Here is a 17608-nt window from a genome sequence, read left to right as displayed (position 1 = left end):
TCAGGAGGACGCGGAAGAGGAAGCGGACGAAGCCGAGGACGCCGTCGTGGTGTCGGCGCGCTCGCGCTCGGGCGCGTCATCGGAGCCGCTGGGCTCCCGGGGCTCCCCGGCCAGGGGCGGCGCGGACTCGCTCAGCCCGATCCTGGCGTGCGCCCTGCGCAGCGGCCCGGGGGCCCACCAGTTGGCGCGGCCAGCCACCCGCATGAAGGCCGGCACCAGCACGCCCCTGATCAGCGTCGCGTCCATCAGCACGGCCAGGGCGAGGCCCAGGCCCAGCAGCTTGACGTAGGTGATCCCGGAGGAGATGAAGGCGATGAAGACCACGGCGACCAGCAGCGCGGCGGCCGAGACCAGCCGCCCGGTGCGCTCCAGGCCCACCGCGACCGCCGTGGTGTTGTCGCCGTGCCGGTCGTACTCCTCCTTGATCCGGGACAGCAGGAACACCTCGTAGTCCATGGACAGGCCGAAGGCGATGCAGAGCACCAGCACCGGGACCGGTGCGATGATCCCGCCGGTGAGGATGAAGTCGCCGACCAGCCAGCGCAGATGGCCCTCCTGGAAGACCCAGACCATGGCGCCGAACGTGGCGCTCAGGCTGAGCGCGTTGATCACCAGCGCCTTGAGCGGCAGCAGCAGGCCGCCGGTGAACAGGAAGAGCAGCACGAAGGTCGCCAGGGCGACGATGCCGAGGGCCAGCGGCAGCGAGTCGCCCAGCGCGTCCATGGTGTCCCGGAACTCCGCGGCCGGCCCGGTGATGTCCACGTCGAACGCCGCTCCGGTGGCGCGCAGCGCGGTCACCAGTTCCTCGGCCTCCGGGCTGAACGGGTCGACCTCGGGGACGACGGTCAGCACGCTGGCCGAGCCGTCGGTCGCGGCGTGCCGCTGGGCGAACGGGCCTGGCCCCGCGAGCTGTTCACCGTCCGCGTAGCTGCCGGTGAGCGCGTCGACCCGGCTGACGTGCGGGACCTCGGAGAGCCGCGTCGCATAGTCGGCGAGCGCCTCGGAGCCGTCGGACGCGGCCTCGTCCACCGGCTGGTAGGCGACCACGTCGAGGCTCTCGGCCTCCCGGGTGGGGAAGTCCTGGCGGATGGTCTCCGAGATCTGGTGCGCCTCGGCGGATTCGGGCAGCACCCGGTCGTCCGCCTGGGAGAACTCGATCCGCAGGAACGGCGAACCCAGCACCAGCAAAAGCGCGATCACGCCGGTGGCCATGGGGATCGGGCGGCGCATGATGAAGGTGGCGAGCCGGTGCCAGAAGCCGGGCCGGGTGGACACGACGGGGCGTCGGCGGCGCAGCACCGGGAGCGCGTCGATGCGGGGGCCGACGAGCGCCAGCAGCGCGGGCAGCACCACGAGCGCGGCGGCGGCGGCGAACAGGGTGACGGCCATGCCGGCGTACGCGAAGGAGCGCAGGAAGTACAGCGGAAAGACCAACAGGCCGGCCAGGGAGAGCATCACGGTGAGCGCGGAGAAGGCGACCGTGCGGCCGGCGGTGGCCAGCGCGGCGGCGATGGCGTCCGGCACGGCGAGGCCGCGCTCCAACTCCTCGCGGTAGCGGCTGACCACGAAGAGGCTGTAGTCGATGGAGAGTCCGAGTCCCAGACCGATGGTGACGTTCATGGCCAGGAAGGAGACGTCGGTGAAGAGCGTCAGGGTATAGAGGATGAGCATGGTGCCCGGCACGGCCACGGCGGCGATGGCCAGCGGCAACGCGGCGGCGACCAGGCTGCGGAAGACCAGCAGCAGGATGACCATCACCACCGGGGCGATGATCAACTCGGCGCGCAGCAGGTCGCGTTGCGTCTGCTCGTTGATCTCGACGGCCACCTGTGCCTCGCCGCCGACGCGGATGTCGAGGCCGTCGCGTTCGCCCTCGTACCGCTCGGCGAGCGCGCCGACGCTGTTCTGCGCCTCGGTCTCGTCGCCCACGATGCGGGCCAGCACCAGCGCGGACTCGCCGTCGGCTGAGCGCAGCGCGGGGGCCTGGCCCAGGGTCCAGTAGGACTCGGCGTAGGCGATCTCCTCCTCGGCGGCGAGCGCTTTCGTCAGCTCGCGGCCCGCCGTGGCCGCGGCCGGGGCGTCCACCCCTTCGGGGGTGTCCACCAGCAGCACCAGGTTGGCCTCGCCGGTGGCGAAGCGCTCGCCGAGGGTGGCCGAGGCGCGGGCGGACGAGGAGTCCTCGTCCGTGTAGCCGCCGGCGGCCAGCGCGTCGGCGACGCCGCCGCCGAGCGCGCCGGCGAGGGCCGTGAACAGGAGCGCGGCCAGCAGGACCAGCTTCTTGCGGCGGGCCACCAACTGGCCCCAGCTGCTCAACATCTCTTCCCCCGGGTGTGCTGCGAGTAGGTAGGTCACGGGTGGTCAGGCGTGGGAACTCGGGGCGCGGCGGGCCCGCCCCGGCCGAGGGGTCAGGAGGTCAGGGGCGGTTCGGTGGCCTCCTGGTAGCCGAGCGCCGCGGCGTGTTCGCACGCCTTGCGGACCACGCTCTCGTCCCACGCCTGGTGCACGGTGGCGATCCGCCCCCAGCGCAGCGTGAGGGTGTGCACGCCCTCGTTGGGAAACACCACGCCGTCGTGCGCGGTGACCGGGTCCGTCCAGCGCACCACCACGGTGGACCGGATCGGCGACCCCTCGACCCGCACCTCGGTGGCGCGCGGCCGGATGGAGCGGGTGAGGCGGAACATCCGCCCGAACCAGGCGCCGTAGGAGCGACGTCCGGTACGCGCGCCGCCCAGGCAGCTGTCCCCATCGGCGCTGTTGCGCACGTCCCCTGTGCACAGCGCGAGCACCATCCAGCTGCGCCCCCGGGACACGTGCCAGTACAGCAGGGGCACGGTCACCCTCCGCACGAAGGCGTGAAAAAGAAACATCCGGTTTCTCCTTGGTCCAGTGCCCGGCGCTCCGGCGTTCGTTCACGGCACCACCCGGGCGGGCCGCCCGGGTGGTGCCGTGAACGCCGGTCAGCGCGCGGCCGGTCGGTCGGTGGTGGGCCGCTCGTCTTCCCGGTCCGTGATCGGGTCGGCGTGGGCCTCGTCGTTCCCGTGCGCGGCGACCACGTCCAGCGCGTGTCGCAGCCGCCCGAGGTCCTCCATGGTGCGGACCTCGGTGATCCGCCCCCAGCGCATCCGGAGGAACTGGTGCATGTCGTTCTGGTAGGTGTCGCCGTCCGGCAGCGGGGCGGTGATCACCGCGTGCAGCGCGACCGTGGTGCGCCAGGGCCAGCCCTTGACCAGCACCTCACGGACCTCGAACCGGCCGTCGGGAATCAGCCGGAAGACCCGCTCCCACCACCGGCGCATCGCGGGGAGCGTGGTCCGCGTGCCACCGAGCGCGTGCTCCCCGTAGAAGTGGTAGCGGAAGGTGGGGGCGAACGAGTCGAGCACCGGCTGGTAGTCGCCCTCGTTGATCCGGCGGAAGGTGGCACGGACCTTGGCGGCGACGATGGTGTGGTACACGGGGTTTCCTTCGAGTTCGGATCGCACGCGGCGCCGGTGGCCGGAGCCGGGCTACGACGGGTGGGGGGACGGCTCGCCGGAGAGGTAGCCGCCGAGCGGCCCGAGCCGGCCATGCACCAGACGCTGGCCCAGACCGCGCGCCCAGCGGGTCCTCCCGGTGCGGCCGGCGACCAGGGTGCGCAGCGCGCGCAGCCGCCAGTGTGACAGTTCGCGGCCCTGCGGGCCCGTCAGCAGCCGGGTCATGCTGTCGATGGAGAAGAACTCCTGGGGCGTCATGGTCTGGGCGAAGAGACCGGAGAGCCCGGCCGCGTGCCAGTCGCTGCGGGTGGCGGCGTCCAACAGCTGGAGCACGTCCGGCGCGTAGTCGTCCAGGGTGGCGAAGTCGCAGGTGTACTCGTAGAACGGGCGGCTGTGGGCGTCCCGGCGGCGCTGGTAGTCGGCCAGCGCCTCGGCCATCGGCCGGGCGCCGCTGAGGCCCGCGTGCAGCGCCTCGGCCAGGAAGTCGGCGGCGCGGGTGGCCTCGGTGATCCCGGAGGCGGTGCACGGGTCGCGGCTGTAGCCGGCGTCGCCCACCAGTGCCCAGCCGGGGCCGTGCGAGGTGCGGAAGAAGTTGGGCACCGAGCCGCTCATCCAGCGCTCGGCGCGCTCGGCGTCGCGCAGCCGCTCGGCGAAGTCGGGCGCGATCTCGTCGAAGGCGGGGAGGAAGACGTCGTCGGCACCGCCGGACAGCCGCTTGAAGTCCTGGCTGCGCCAGGCCATCCCGACCAGCACCAGGTTGTCGTTGGTGGGCCAGGCGAAGCCGTACTTCTGGTTGGCGCGGAAGGTGGGCACGTCCTTGACGGCGAGCCCGGCGAAGTAGCTCCAGTAGCTGGTCAGCAGCGGCGGCCTGGTGTGGTACTCCTGGGCGCCGACGAGTTGCGCCACCCGGGAGCGGGTGCCGTCCGCGCCCACCACGACCCTGGCGCGCTCCTCGACGGTTGTGCCGTCCTTGGTCTTCCCCCTGACCCCCACCACCGCGCCCGAGACGTCGGTGAGCAGCTCCTGCACGGAGACGCCCTCGCGCAGTTCGGCGCCGGCGGCGACGGCGGCGCGGACGAGGATGTCGTCCAGCAGCCGGCGACGCGGCGCGTAGGCCACGTCGATGTCACCGGCCGGCGGCAGCGGCGCCATCAGGTCCACCGGGCCACAGGCCAGGCCGTACTCGTGGATCGGCGGGCAGCCGGTGGCCCGCAGCTCGTCCAGCAGCCCCCAGCGCGCCAGCCGCATGATGGTCGGCGGGTGCACCAGGTGGGTGGAGAGCGGATGGTCGCTGGGAAAGGTCGCCCGGTCCAACAGCAGCACCCGATGCCCCTGGCGGGCCAACAGCATTGCCGTGGGTGAGCCGGCGCAGCGAGCGCCCACCACAATCACGTCGTACATCCACGCCCTCTTCCCCGAAGGATTTCACCGGAGGCTAGTCACCGGAGATAGCCGGGTCCAACTGACTGGCCACTTGCTGTCAGCGTCCTTTTTGTCGCCGACGATCGGGGTTTTCGTCGTCGATAAACCGGAGACGGTTTATTACACAACCGAGATAAACGAAACCCGCCGATAACATTCACCCCGCGCCTTCCAGCTCGTATCACGGCCAGCAAGCCGCCCATAGCGCTCGGTACAACGGCTCCGCCGCCGGGCATCCACGCCCTGACAGGGTGCTGCCAGTTCGATTGACAGCGTTCGGTGGCACCGAACAGGATTCAGTCGATTCTCCGGTTTGAGTGGCCTGTGGGCACGTCGATTCCGGCACGCCCATTCGCGCGGGCGCCGGTGCGTTGCTACCGGGGGAATTCCCGCTGAATCAGCGCCGTACAGGCGTGGGATTCCACTCGTCGTCCCCGGTCGCCAACAGCGGCGCCGGAACACATTGGGGGTTTTATGTCTCTCGCACCGACCACTCTGTTGTTTCCAGGCCAAGGTGGCTACGCACCGGGCATTCTGGCCCGGCTGGCCGATCGTTCCCCGGTTGTCGAAGAGGTCGTCGACGCCGTGCACCAGGTGGCGAAGGAGGAGTTGGGCGTCGACCTGAAGTCCCTGGTGGACGACCGCGCCACGGACCTCTCGGCGCTGCTGAGGAACGCGCCCGACCTGCTTCAGGTGGCGATCTTCGCCGCCTCGGTCGCCTCCGCCCAGGCGCTGCGCAAGGACGGCGTGGTGGCGTCGCTGCACGTGGGGCACAGCTTCGGTGAGATCGCCGCGCTGACCGCCGCCGGCGCGTGTTCCGTCGAGGACGGCACGCGCATCGTGGCCCGGCGCGTCCGCGCGCTCGCCGCGCTGGAGCGGTCCGACGGGCTGATGCTGGCGGTGCGGACCAGCGCGCAGCGCGCCGAGGGCCTGCTGACCTTCCTCAACGACGACGCGGTCGCGGTGGCCGGGGTGAACACGGACGAGCAGGTGGTGCTCTCCGGTTCGACCGAGCCGATGCGGATGGCCCAGGAGCTGCTGCGCCAGGCCGGGGTGACGGCCGTCCGGCTCGACTCGCCCTACCCGTTCCACAGCCCGGTGCTGGCCGACGCGGCGGCCGGTTTCGCCGAGGCGCTGGCCGACATCCGCTGGACCACGCCCGACGTCGCGGTCTACTCCCCCATCCTGCGGCGCCGTTACGAGGAGGGCGACGACTTCGCCGAGCTGCTGGCGCGGCACCTGGTGACCCCGTTCGACTTCCCCGAGGCGGTGCGGCACGCGCGGGCGGACGGGGCGGAGCTGTTCGTCGAGTGCGGCGGCCGGCAGACGCTGACCGACCTGGTGCGGAAGGTCCTGGCCGACGAGTCGGGCTGGACCGCGGTGACCGTGGACGAGAGCGGACGGCGGGGCACCTCGCTGGACGACATCGTCCGGCTGGCCAACGGCGGCAACGACCAGTTGCGTTCCGCCGTGCGGCGCCTGCTGGGCGAGGACGCGACCGAGTTCGACAGGTTCTGGCAGTCCGAGGGCATAGCCACCCTGCGCGCCATCCGTCAGTCCTACGACCGCTTCACCGGCCGGGAGGTGGTCGCCGAGCTGGTGGAACCGGTCGCCGAACCGGAGCCGGTGAGCGTCCCGTTGGCCGTCGTTCCCGAGCCGGCCGGCTCGGCCGGGCCGGCGGCGCCCGAGCGGGCGCGGCAGGCCCTGGACCGGCCCACCGTGCTCGCGGAGCTGGCCGAGCTGTACGGCACCGCGCTGGAGTACCCGGCCGAGGTGTTCACCGAGGACGTGATGCTGGAGGCGGATCTGGGGGTGGACTCGGTGAAGCAGACCGACCTCCTGGGCCGGGTCGCCAAGCAGTACGAACTCCCGCCGCAGCCCGAGGAGTTCAACATCTCCGAGTACGCCACGTTCGGCCGGATCGCCGACATGGTCCTGGAGGCTCCGACCGCGGTGCGCGTCGCCTCCTGACCCTCCCCCGCGCCCATCGAGACCCAACGATCGAGACAGGCATCATGCAGCGATTCAGTGGCAGGACCGCCCTGGTCACCGGGGGTGCCCGAGGCATCGGCCGGATCATCACGACCCGGCTCGCGGAACTCGGCGCCCATGTCATCGTCAACTGCTTCCACTCCTTCGCGGAGGCCAAGCGGTTCCGCTCCGAGCTGGCCGAGCGCGGACTCACGATCGAGATCGTCCGGGCCTCGGTGGGCAAGCGGGAGCAGGTCGACCGGATGTTCGACGACATCCTGCAACGCCACGACCGGCTCGACTTCCTCGTCAACAACGCCGCCAGCGGCTCCTTCGCCCGGGTGGCGGAGACCGACGACGGGGCGTTCGACCGTTCTCTCGACGTCAACCTCAAGGGCGCGCTGTGGTGTGCCCAGCGGGCCGAGCCGCTGCTGCGGGCGGCCGGTGGCGGGGCCATCGTCAACCTGTCATCGGTGGGCGCCGGCCTGACCGTGGGCAACTACGTGACGGTCGGCACCGCCAAGGCGGCCGTGGAGTCCCTCAGCCGCTATCTGGCCGTCGAGTTCGCCGCCTCCAACATCCGGGTGAACACCGCGTCCGGTGGCCTGATCGAGGGGGATGTCGCCAACCTCTTCCCCAGCCCGGAGGAGATGCACCGGCAGGTGGCGCGCAACACCCCGCTGGGCCGGCTGGGGCGTCCCGAGGAGCTGGCCGAGGTGGTGCTGTTCCTCCTCTCGGACGCGTCGAGTTGGATCACCGGACAGACCATCGTCGCCGACGGGGGCCTCTCCCTGGGCGGCGCCATGCTCACCCCGCCGAGCCACTGGCACACCCGCGCCGAGGGCGACGAACGCCCGGCCGTCGAGTCTGCCGCGCCCGCGCCCGCCCCGAAGGCCGCGCCGGCGCCCGCGCCCCCGTCGCGCGCCGCCCTGCGCGTCAACGAGCCGGCTCCGGTGCTGGAGCCCTCCGCCGATGTGCTGGACGCCGAGCGGGCCACCATCGCCGTGGTGGGCATGGGCCTGGTGGTGCCGGGCGCCAACAACCCCGAGGAGTTCTGGCGGTTGCTGGCCGAGGGCCCCGACCTGTTGGACGGCGACCGCCCCGACCGCTTCCGCAGCGAGGCGTTCTACTCGGCCGATGTCGCCGCCGAGGACAAGACGTACCAGGTGCGCTCCGGCTATGTGGACGACTACGTCCCGCACCCCGGGCTCGCCGCCGAACTCGGCGAGGACCGCCGCCGCACCGACTACACCACCCAGTGGTTCCGGCACGCCGTCTACGAGGCGCTGGAAGGGGTGCGGCTGCCCGCGGCCGACCGGCTCTCCTGCGTCATCGGCTACACCGCAGACGGCAACCAACACCTTGAGGAAGCCCTGGTGTTGGACAGCCTCCTGGAGGACCTGGACCGCGCGGGCGTGGCCGCCGGCTGGGACCAGGCTCGGCGCGCCCGCCTCGCCAGCTCGGCCAGGACCGCGCTGGAGGACCACTACCCGCTGCACCGCGCCGAGTTGACCACCCTGCTGCCCTACCAGGTGGGCAACCGCTCGGTCGCGGGGCTGCTGCCGGACGGCACCGAGACGCTGATGGTGGACACCGCCTGCTCCTCCGCGCTCTACGCCGTGGACATCGCCATCAAGGGCATCCTGGAGGGCCGGCACGACGCCGCCGTCTGCGGCGGCAGCTTCGCCGTGGGGCCGCGCAACGCCGTGCTCTTCGCCAAGCTGCACGGCCTGTCGGTCAGCGGCCGGCTACGTCCGCTGGACCAGGACGCCGACGGCGTGCTCTTCTCCGACGGCGCCGCCGCCGTCACCCTCAAGCGGCTCGACCTGGCCCGCCGCGACGGGGACGAGATCCTCGGCTATGTCTCCGCCATCGGCACCTCGTCCGACGGCAAGGGCAAGGCCATCTACGCACCGAACACCGTCGGCCAGAAACTGGCCATCGAGCGGGCCCTGGCCAAGGCACCCGACCCCGAGCGGCGTCCCGACTGGGTGGTCGCCCACGCCACCGGAACGCCCGCGGGCGACCTCTGCGAGATCACCAGCATCAGGCAGACCATGGCCGGCACCGAGCCGACCTATGTGACCTCCAACAAGTCCCTGATCGGGCACACCGGTTGGGCCGCGGGCGTGGTCTCGCTGATCCAGGTGCTCCAGAGCTTCCGGAAGAACACCATCCTGCCGCAGCACCACTTCGCCCGGAGCCCCGGCGCCTACGGCCTCGACGACGCGGGGCTGCGGGTGCCGACCGAGGCCGTGGCCTGGCCGGCCGACCCCGCGCGGGCCCGGGTGGCCTCCGTCTCCGGGTTCGGCTTCGGCGGCACCAACGCCCATCTGATGGTGCAGGACCGGCCCGCCGCCCAGCCCCGGCCGCCGGCCGCCGACGACGCGTCAGCGGACGAGGAGATCGTGGTCACCGCCTGGTCGGCGCACCTGCCCGGGCTCGCCGACGCGAACGCGGTGCGCGGCTGGCTCGCCGGCACCGGACCGGCACCAGGGACCAGCTTCGGCGCCGCCTACGACTACGCGGGAATGGGGCTGCGAATGCCCCCCAAGGTGCTGCGCACCCTGGACCGCTGCCAGCTGATGGTGCTGCGCTGCGCCCAGGAGCTGCGGGACTCATTCGGCGAGGGGCTGTGGAACGAACACCGCGCCAGGACCGGGGTGTTCCTCGGACACATGGGCCCGACCCGGCACGCCGTGCTCTACGGCAAGCGCTGCCACCTCGACAACGCCCTCACCGCGCTCGGCGGGCTGCCCGGCGACGTGGCGCTGGACGAGCGGATCACCGCGGCCCTCCGCGAGGCGGTGCGCGAGGGCGTGCAGCCGTCCAACGAGGACTCGTTCCCCGGGATCATGCCCAACGTCATCTCGGCCAGGGTCTCCAACTACTTCGACCTCAAGGGGCCCAACCTCACCGTCGACCTGGGCTTCGGTTCGGCGCTCGGCTCCTTCGAGGTGGGCGCCCGCTATCTGCGCGCCCACGATGTGGACGTGGCGCTGGTGGGCGGCGTCAACGGCAACTCGACCCGGGTGATGACCCGGCTGGCGAGCGAGCTGCTGGGCGTCCCCGATGTCGAACTGGCCGAAGGCGCCTTCATGTTCGCGCTGACCCGCCGGGGCACCGCCAGGGCCGCCGGCCTCCCGGTGCTCGCCCGCCTCGGGCGGCTGAGCGGCGAGGAGCACACCGGCGACGCCGTGGCCTTCCCCGCCGGCGCCGCGCACCCCGCCCACGAGGCGCCGCGCTATCTGGGCGCGGACTCGGCGGTGGCGCTGCTGCGCGCGCTGCACCACGGCGAGTCCGAAGGCGCGCGGCGCGCCGTGGTGGTGGCCGGCGACGGCCCGGGCGACCGGCCGCTCTCGCTCGACCTCGCCTTCGACAACGCCCTCGACGAGGGTTTCGACAACGCTCCCGACTACCCTCTCGACAACGACGCCGCCGAGACGCCGGGGGACCTGGTGCGCCGGCATGTCGCGCACTGGCGGCCCACCGCCAACGACGGGGTGCGCCCGGCGGCCGATCCGCTGCCGGCCGACGCCGTGGTGATCACCGGGACCCCGGAGCTGCTCGGCGAGTTGGGCACCCGCCCCGACGACCCGCTGGTGCTCTCCACGGTGCCGACCGAGGGAGTGCGCCGGCGCACCCTGGAGGAGATCTCCCGGGACTCGGTGCGCGCGGCGCTCGGCGCCGAGCTGGCGTCGGTCCGGCACGTCAGGCTCGTCACCGACCTCTCAGGGCCCGCCGTCGCCGAAAGCGCCCTGGACGAGGACCCCGAGCCCTATTTCCGGCTCCAGGACGCCCTCTTCCTGACCCTCCAGGCGTGCGAGCCCGCGCTGCGTGCCCACCGGGGCACCGTGCTCGCGGCGTTCGCCGGCGCGTTCGACGCGCGGCGCCGGGTGGCGCACCCGTTCGCCGGCCTGTTCACCGGCCTGTTGAAGAGCGCGTCGCTCGAACTCTCCGGCCTGGTGGTCGCCGGCGTGCTCAGCACCAGCGGCCACCTCCCCACCGTGCTCGACGAGTTGGTGGCGGAGTCGCGGGCCACCCAGCTGCTGCCGGTGGCCGTCTACACGGACGGGCTGCGGCACACCCTGGTGACCGAGGAGGCGCCGGCGCCCGGGCCGGGGCCCGTCCCGCCGCTGGACGCCCGCAGCGTGGTGGTGGCCACCGGCGGCGGCCGGGGCATCACCTCCGAGTTGCTCAAGGCGGTGGCCCGGCGCTACCGGCCGGTGATCTACGCCCTGGGCACCAAGCCGGTCGCCGAGCTGACCGACCGGATCACCGGCTACGGCGGGCCCGACGCGCTGCCCAGCCGGGTGGAGTTCCTGCGGGAGGCGATGGCTCGGGAACCGGGCCGCCCGGTGCGGGAGATCACCCACGAGTACGAGCAGCTGGCCGGCGCGGCCGAGATCCTGCGGAACCTGGCCGAGATGGAACGGCACTGCGGCCCAGGCCGGGTCCACTACCTGCGGGCCGACGTGCTGGACGCCGAGCAGCTGACCGCCGCCTTCGACCGGGTCGGCGCGGCACACGGCACGATCGACCTGCTGATCCACGCCGCCGGCGTCAACCGCGCGGGGGCGCTGGCCACCAAGCCGCTCGCGCACTTCCGCGAGGTGCGCTCCGTCAAGGCCGGCGGCTACCTCAACCTGCGGCGCGCGCTCCGCGGCCGGCTGCCGCGCACCTGGTGCTCCTTCGCCTCGCTGATCGGACTCACCGGCCAGCTCGGCGAGACCGACTACGCGGCCAGCAACGACTTCCTGGGCACCGCCGCGCTGCACAACACCACGGCCGGGCAGGGCGAGTTCGCCATCGGCTGGACGCTGTGGAAGGAGGTGGGCATGGCGTCGAGCGAGGTGCACCAGTCCTTCTTCAGCGCCGGCGAGATGGCCAACGTGCTCACCCTGATGCCCACCGCCGAGGGGGTGCGCCACTTCCTCGCCGAGCTGGAGGCCGCCGAGCGGGCCCCCGTCACCCACCACCTGGGCGACGTGGAACGGGCCGCCATGGAACAGATGATCCCCGGCTACTTCGCCCCACGCCGCGCCCCGGAGCCGGTCGCCACCGGCAAGGGCCGCTTCTATATCGACCGGGTGGTGCGCGAGAACGAGCGTTCCCTGGTCGTGGAGCGACAGTTCGACGAACGGGACGCATACCTGCGTGAACACACCGTGCGCGGGATACCCACCCTGCCCGGCTGTTTCGTCACGGAGCTCGCCGCCGAGGCCGCGCTGGAGCTGGTGCCGGAGCTGAAGGTGGTCGGCTTCCGCAACGTGACGTTCGACCACTTCCTCCGGCTGGGCGGCACCACCGACCGCAGCCCGCGCCGGATCGCCGCCACCCTGCTGCGCCGGGACGCCACCCAGGCGGTCGTCACCGTCAAGGTCACCGGCGACGTGGTCTCGCCCCAGGGCGTCGTGCTGACCCGCGACAAGCAGCACTTCAGCGCCACCGTGGTGCTGGCCGACCGGCACCCGGCGGCCCCCCGCTGGGAGCCCTGGCCGGCGGCCGACGAGACGCCCATCATGGACCCGTACCACGCCGACGGCGCCTCCGTGTACCTGTCCGGGGCGTTCGTCACCACGGCTGACACCCGGCTGCACCCGCTGGGCAAGCGGGCGCGCTACACCGCGCCGGTGGCCCCTGGCAGCGTCTACGAGCGGTTCCTCGTCCCCAGCCTGATGCTCGACGGCATGGCCAGGCTGGCGGTCCTCGAACTGGTCGCCGAGCACTACGTTCCGGTCGCCGCGCCCAGCGGCATCCGCCGGATCGACCTCTATGTCCCGGACAACGACGTGGAGTTGGGCCAGCGGGGCGTCGAGATCGAGCTGTCGGCCACTCCCCGCGGGCTGCTGCTCGAAGGGAGCGGCCTGGCCAGCAGGTTCACCGCCACCCTGCCCGACGGCACGATGCTGCTCCAGATGCAGGACGTGTCCGGCTTCGCGCTCGGCTATATCGACTCCCTCACCGGTCTGCCCGTGGACCGGGCCACCGTGGAGAACCTGGCGGACCCGTCACGGGAAGCCCATCGGATCGGAGCCCTGCCGCTATGACCAGCACCGCCGCCAACACCGACACCGCCACCCGCACCGCCCCGGGCCCGCGCGGCACGCCGGGCTTCGGCAGCCTCGTCCCCTACCGCCGGGACCCGGCGCAGTTCCTGCTGCGGCTCCAGCGCGACCACGGCGAGTTGAGCCGCATGCGGATGGGCCCCTACACCGTGCACCTGGCCACCTCGCCGGACGCGGTGCGCCGGGTGCTGATGGAGAACCAGGGCAACTACGTGCGCGGCAAGCTCTACGACCAGTTCAAGCTGGTGATGGGCACCGGGCTGCTCACCTCCGACGGCCGCTACTGGCGCGGCCACCGCAGGGCGGTGCAGCCGGCGTTCGCCAAGAAGGCGATCGAGGCGATCATCCCCAACGTGATCGAGGCGACCAGCGAGATGCTGGAGCGCTGGGAGGCCGCCGAGCGCGCGGGCGAACCGGTCGACCTGGTCGCCGAGATGATGCGGCTGACGCTGGTGACGCTCAGCCAGTCGCTCTTCGGCTACGACATCAGGTCCCGCACCCCGCTGCTCAAGCAGGTCGTCGACGAGAGCATCGAGGTGATGTTCCCGCACGGCTATCTGAGCGAGATGCTCCCGCAGTGGATGCCGACCGCGCGCAACCGCCTGATCAAGAAGAACCGCCGGATCTACGACCAGGTCGTCTCCGACATCAGGGAGCGCCACTCGGCCACCGGCGAGGGGGTGTTGGTGCGCCTCGCCGAGGAGGCCCGCGACCCGGAGACCGGCGAGCCGTGGACGGACCAGGAGATCCGCGACGAGTTGCTCACCATCTATCTGGCCGGCCACGAGACCACCGCCACCGCCGCCTGCTGGATGCTGCACTCCGTCGCCGCCCACCGCTGGGTGCGGGAGGAGTTGGAGGGCGAGCTGAGCGGGGTGCTGGACGGCAGGGCGCCCGCCGAGGAGGACCTGCCCACGCTGGACTACACCCGGATGGTGATCGAGGAGAGCCTGCGGCTCTACCCGCCGATCTGGCTCTACCCGAGGGACGCCGTCGAGGACGACACCCTCGACGGCTACCACATCCCGGGCGGCAGCTCGCTCCTGCTCTCCCCGCTGGTCTCCCACCGCAACCCGGCGGTCTGGGAGAACCCGGAGGCGTTCGACCCCCTGCGGTTCACCCCGAGCGCGGTCAAGGAGCGCCCCAAGACGGCCTACTTCCCCTTCGGCGGCGGGCCACGGATGTGCGTGGGCAACATGATGGCGCTGCTGGAACTGAAGATCATCCTGGCCATGGTGACCCAGCGGTTCCGCCTGGAGCCGGTGCCGGGCGATCTGACGCGCTTCGGCGACTCGTTGATCTCGCTGCGTCCGATGAGCGAGATGTGGGTGCGGCTACGACCGCGCGAGGGCGGATCCGCGCATGGCTGAGCCGACCGCCGCACCGCGCGCCGGGGGAGTCGACAAGGCGCCCATCCTGCGGCACCTGATGAGCCTGGCGCCGCTCCCCGCCCAACCGGCGCCGGCCGAGGACGCGTTGGCCGGCCGCACCGTGCTGGTGCTGGGCGGCGACGACCGGTTCCTGACGTCGGTGCGGGCCGCCGTGCGGGCCCACGGCGGCCGGCCGGCGGGCTGGGACGAGGCGGCCGGCGGGCCGGATGTGGACGGCCCCGTCGACGCCATCGTGGACGGCGGCCTGCCCGCCGGCACGCCGGTGGCCGCGGGCGCCTGGCACGCCGCGATGGACCGCACCGTGACCGCGCTCCACCACGTCTACGAGGACTGGGCGCGGGAGTCGGACGCCCGCCGGCTGCACTATCTGGCGGTGACCTCGCTGGGCGGCGCGATGGGCCTGACCGACGTCCCCGACGCCCAGCCGCTCGGCGGGCTCTGGGCGGGCCTGGCCAAGACCCTGCCCCGCGAGTTCCCCGCCTGCGATGTGCGGGTGTTGGACCTGGCCCCTTCCGTCGACCCGGGCCCGGCCGCCGTCGCCGAGCTGCTGGGCGGCCGGCTGCTTGAGGTCGGGCACACCGCCGAGGGGCGGCACGCGCTGCTGGCGCACGCCACCGAGATCGACGGCAAGCCGATCGATCTGACCCCGGACGACGTGCTGTTGATGACCGGCGGCGCCCGGGGCATCGGCTTCGAGTTCGCGCTGGCGGTGGCGCTGCGCACCGGCTGCCGGGTGCTGGTCAGCGGCCGGACCCCGCTGCCCGCGGACCGGCCCGACTGGCTCGTCGCCTCCGCCGAGGCGTTCGCCGCCCTGGAGCGGCGGGCCTACGCCGAGCGCGACCCGGACGAGCCGCTGCACGCGGTGCGCCGCCGCCTGGGCCGGATGGCGCAGCTGCGCGAGGTGCACCACAACCTGGAGCGGGCCCGGCTGGCGGGCGCCGAACTCGCCTACCACGCCTGCGAGGTGACCGATCCGGAGCAGGTCGCGGCGCTGGTGCGGGCGGCCGGACCTGGCCTTTCCGTGGTGGTGCACAACGCCGGCATCGACCTGCCGAAACGGTTGCGGGGCAAGTCCGTCGACCAGTTCCGGCAGGTCATCGGCGTCAAGGTCGACGGCTTCCTGCATCTGCTGGCGGCCCTGGCCGACGCCCCGTTGAAGATGCTCTGCGCCGTGGGCTCGCTCACCGGCCGCTACGGCGGCATGGTGGGCCAGACCGACTACGCCGCGGCCAACGAGGGCCTGGCCCGGCTGGCGCTCCGCGCCGGTCAGCGGCGGTCCCATCCGGTCAAGGTCCTGGCCTGGCCGACCTGGGACGGGGTGGGGCTGATCACCAACCTCGACGCGGCGTCCCGCTATATGACGCCGATCGGCGTGGCGGACGGCGTGGACGCCTGGCTCGCCGAGATCACCAGGGAGGGCAGCGGCGAGGTCTGCTTCATGGGCGAGATCGGGCTGGTCGCCCCACAGCATCTGCGGGGCATCGCGGTCCCCTCCGACTGGCGCGGGCGCACCGGGATGTTGAGCCGACGCTTCTTCCTGGGCGAGGTCATCACCTACGCGCCCACCGCCACCGTGGTCACCGAGCATCGGCTGGACCCGACCTGGGCCAGCTGCCTGGACGAGGTGCGGGTGGCGGGGGCGCCGGGGCTGCCGCTGTCCCTGGCCCTGGAGTACCTGCTGGACGGCGCCGGCTGGCTGGTTCCCGGCGGCGAGCCCGCCACCGCCGTGGCGCTGTGCGACATCGCCGTCCGGCCGGGCGCGCTCCGCCTCGACGGCGGGACGCTCGACCTCACGCGCGAGGTACGTCTTGAGCCCGGCACCGTGCACCGCCCGGAGTTGGCGACCACACCGCTGCGCGGCGCCCGGGTGACGCTCCGCCGGCGGGGCGCGGTGGCCGCCGAGGCCACCGTGCTGTTGACGGTGCCGGCCAGCTCCCCCACGTCAGCCGGCTCCCCCACGTCGGGGGGCGAGGGGGCGCCGGCGCCTGCCGAGCGGACCGACCAGCCAGCGGCCGATGGACAGGGCTACGACTGGCTGCCGTACCTCGTGTCCGTCAGCCCCTGGCGGGACCTTGACGGCTGGCGGGCCGAGGTGGAGCCGATCCGCCCCTCGGAGTGGTTCGCCCTGGTCGACCCGCCGCACCCCCGGCTGCCGAGCGCCGCCCTTGAGGCCGCCGTCGCCGTCTCGCCGGTGGCGCCCGGCGCCAGGCGCGGCGAGCTGTGGCGGGCCGAGCGGCTGCGGCTGACCGGCCTGGACCGCCGGGCCACGGCGCTGTCCCTGGCCGGTTCCACCCACCGGGTGTTGGCGGCGGACGGCGGCGAGGTGGCCGAACTCCTGGGCGCCCGCTGGGTGTCGGAGACGCCGTGAGCACGGGGCCGGGGTTCGAGCTGTGGTGGGCCGCGCCCGGGGACGCGGACCCGGCGCTGCGCGAGCTGCTGGCCCCCGACGAGTTGGCCCGGCTCGACCGCTACCGGGTGCCGGCGGCGGCCGACCGCTATCTGACCGGGCGGGCGCTGCTGCGGCTGGTGCTGGGACGGTGGCTGGACCTGCCGGCCCGGCTGGTGCCGCTGACCTCCGGGTGCCCGGACTGCGGTGGCCCACACGGCCGGCCACGGCTGCCGGAACGGTACGCCTGGCTCGGGCTGTCCGTCTCGCACTCCGGCGGGCGCGTCGGGGTGGCGGTGGGGCCGGCGCCGCTCGGCCTGGACATCGCGGAGATCGACCAGGACATCGATCTGTCGCCGGACGGGGGCGTGTTGACGTCCGCGCTGGCGCCGGCCGAGGCGGCGGCGCTGCTCGCGCTGGCGCCGGAGGCGCGGGCGGCGGCGTTCGCCGTGGTGTGGGCACGCAAAGAGGCCGCGCTCAAGGCGTTGGGCGTGGGCCTCGCGCAGCCGCCGGCCCGGCTGGTGGTCTCGCTCGCCCACGAGCCGCCCGCGATCCGGGAGATGGATCCGGCGCTCCGCCCCCCTGACGGTCGGTTGACCCTGCACGACCTCGCCGAGCGGCACACCGGGGAACGCTACCGAGGCTGTCTTGCAACCATATCGCAGCATAGCGAAAGCAAACAAAACGAGAAAGGCAGGGAATCCCAATCACGACTTATGGCGCGGGACGGCACGACACTGCTCCTTAAGCACTTCGCGACTGTTTCGCCCCACTGAACCTCAGAACCACCAACTGTCTCCCTCCCTTCATCCAACTCCGATTGACTGCCCACACACCACACCCATACTCTTCAGAACTGAGTCGCCAGGTGCATTTACCGGGGGAAGGCGACCACCAGAG

9 protein-coding genes are annotated in these 17608 nt (G+C 72.8%); 5 read left to right on the top strand and 4 right to left on the bottom strand.

The window, feature by feature from the left end:
- The 4 genes from K4G22_RS22060 to K4G22_RS22045 form a co-directional block, all read right to left on the bottom strand.
- Window positions 1-2316 carry an MMPL family transporter gene (locus K4G22_RS22060; protein ID WP_228082073.1) on the bottom strand — a complete coding sequence of 772 codons (2316 nt, stop codon included), beginning with the start codon at window positions 2314-2316 and terminating at the stop codon, window positions 1-3.
- Window positions 2317-2405: 89 nt separating this feature from the next.
- A complete protein-coding gene (locus K4G22_RS22055; protein ID WP_228082072.1) occupies window positions 2406-2867 on the bottom strand; it encodes a nuclear transport factor 2 family protein in 462 nt (153 codons plus the stop codon).
- 90 nt (window positions 2868-2957) lie between these two features.
- Entirely contained in the window at window positions 2958-3452 is a 495-nt protein-coding gene (locus K4G22_RS22050) for a nuclear transport factor 2 family protein (RefSeq protein ID WP_228082071.1), read from the bottom strand.
- Between the two features lie 51 nt (window positions 3453-3503).
- Window positions 3504-4871, bottom strand: coding sequence for an NAD(P)/FAD-dependent oxidoreductase (locus tag K4G22_RS22045; RefSeq protein WP_228082070.1), 1368 nt, complete (start codon window positions 4869-4871; stop codon window positions 3504-3506).
- A gap of 495 nt (window positions 4872-5366) precedes the next feature.
- Here K4G22_RS22045 and K4G22_RS22040 point away from each other — a divergent pair, with 495 nt between their 5' ends.
- The 5 genes from K4G22_RS22040 to K4G22_RS22020 are packed head-to-tail and all read left to right on the top strand — an operon-like array spanning window position 5367 to window position 17484.
- Entirely contained in the window at window positions 5367-6863 is a 1497-nt protein-coding gene (locus tag K4G22_RS22040) for an acyltransferase domain-containing protein (protein ID WP_228082069.1), read from the top strand.
- Between the two features lie 44 nt (window positions 6864-6907).
- Window positions 6908-12913 carry an SDR family oxidoreductase gene (locus tag K4G22_RS22035; RefSeq protein ID WP_228082068.1) on the top strand — a complete coding sequence of 2002 codons (6006 nt, stop codon included), beginning with the start codon at window positions 6908-6910 and terminating at the stop codon, window positions 12911-12913.
- Window positions 12910-14301, top strand: coding sequence for a cytochrome P450 (locus tag K4G22_RS22030; RefSeq protein ID WP_228082067.1), 1392 nt, complete (start codon window positions 12910-12912; stop codon window positions 14299-14301). Before K4G22_RS22035 ends, K4G22_RS22030 begins: the two co-directional genes overlap by 4 nt.
- Entirely contained in the window at window positions 14294-16690 is a 2397-nt protein-coding gene (locus K4G22_RS22025) for an SDR family NAD(P)-dependent oxidoreductase (RefSeq protein WP_228082066.1), read from the top strand. The genes K4G22_RS22030 and K4G22_RS22025 overlap by 8 nt, the downstream gene beginning before the upstream one ends.
- Window positions 16687-17484 (top strand): 4'-phosphopantetheinyl transferase family protein, encoded by a 798-nt coding sequence (locus tag K4G22_RS22020; protein WP_228082065.1) that lies wholly within the window; start codon window positions 16687-16689, stop codon window positions 17482-17484. The genes K4G22_RS22025 and K4G22_RS22020 overlap by 4 nt, the downstream gene beginning before the upstream one ends.
- Window positions 17485-17608: the final 124 nt, after the last annotated feature.

Origin of the sequence: Streptomyces profundus (assembly GCF_020740535.1) — a bacterium.
Classification (GTDB): Bacteria; Actinomycetota; Actinomycetes; order Streptomycetales; family Streptomycetaceae; genus Streptomyces; species Streptomyces profundus.
Note: the sequence above shows the minus strand (reverse complement) of the source record. Positions and strands in the feature narration are given on the sequence as shown.

Excerpts from the sequence above, each read along its gene's own strand:
- K4G22_RS22060 (WP_228082073.1), bottom strand. The coding sequence starts at position 2,316 with ATGTTGAGCAGCTGGGGCCAGTTGGTGGCCCGCCGCAAGAAGCTGGTC.
- K4G22_RS22035 (WP_228082068.1), top strand. The coding sequence starts at position 6,908 with ATGCAGCGATTCAGTGGCAGGACCGCCCTGGTCACCGGGGGTGCCCGA.
- K4G22_RS22040 (WP_228082069.1), top strand. The coding sequence starts at position 5,367 with ATGTCTCTCGCACCGACCACTCTGTTGTTTCCAGGCCAAGGTGGCTAC.
- K4G22_RS22055 (WP_228082072.1), bottom strand. The coding sequence starts at position 2,867 with ATGTTTCTTTTTCACGCCTTCGTGCGGAGGGTGACCGTGCCCCTGCTG.
- K4G22_RS22030 (WP_228082067.1), top strand. The coding sequence starts at position 12,910 with ATGACCAGCACCGCCGCCAACACCGACACCGCCACCCGCACCGCCCCG.
- K4G22_RS22045 (WP_228082070.1), bottom strand. The coding sequence starts at position 4,871 with ATGTACGACGTGATTGTGGTGGGCGCTCGCTGCGCCGGCTCACCCACG.
- K4G22_RS22025 (WP_228082066.1), top strand. The coding sequence starts at position 14,294 with ATGGCTGAGCCGACCGCCGCACCGCGCGCCGGGGGAGTCGACAAGGCG.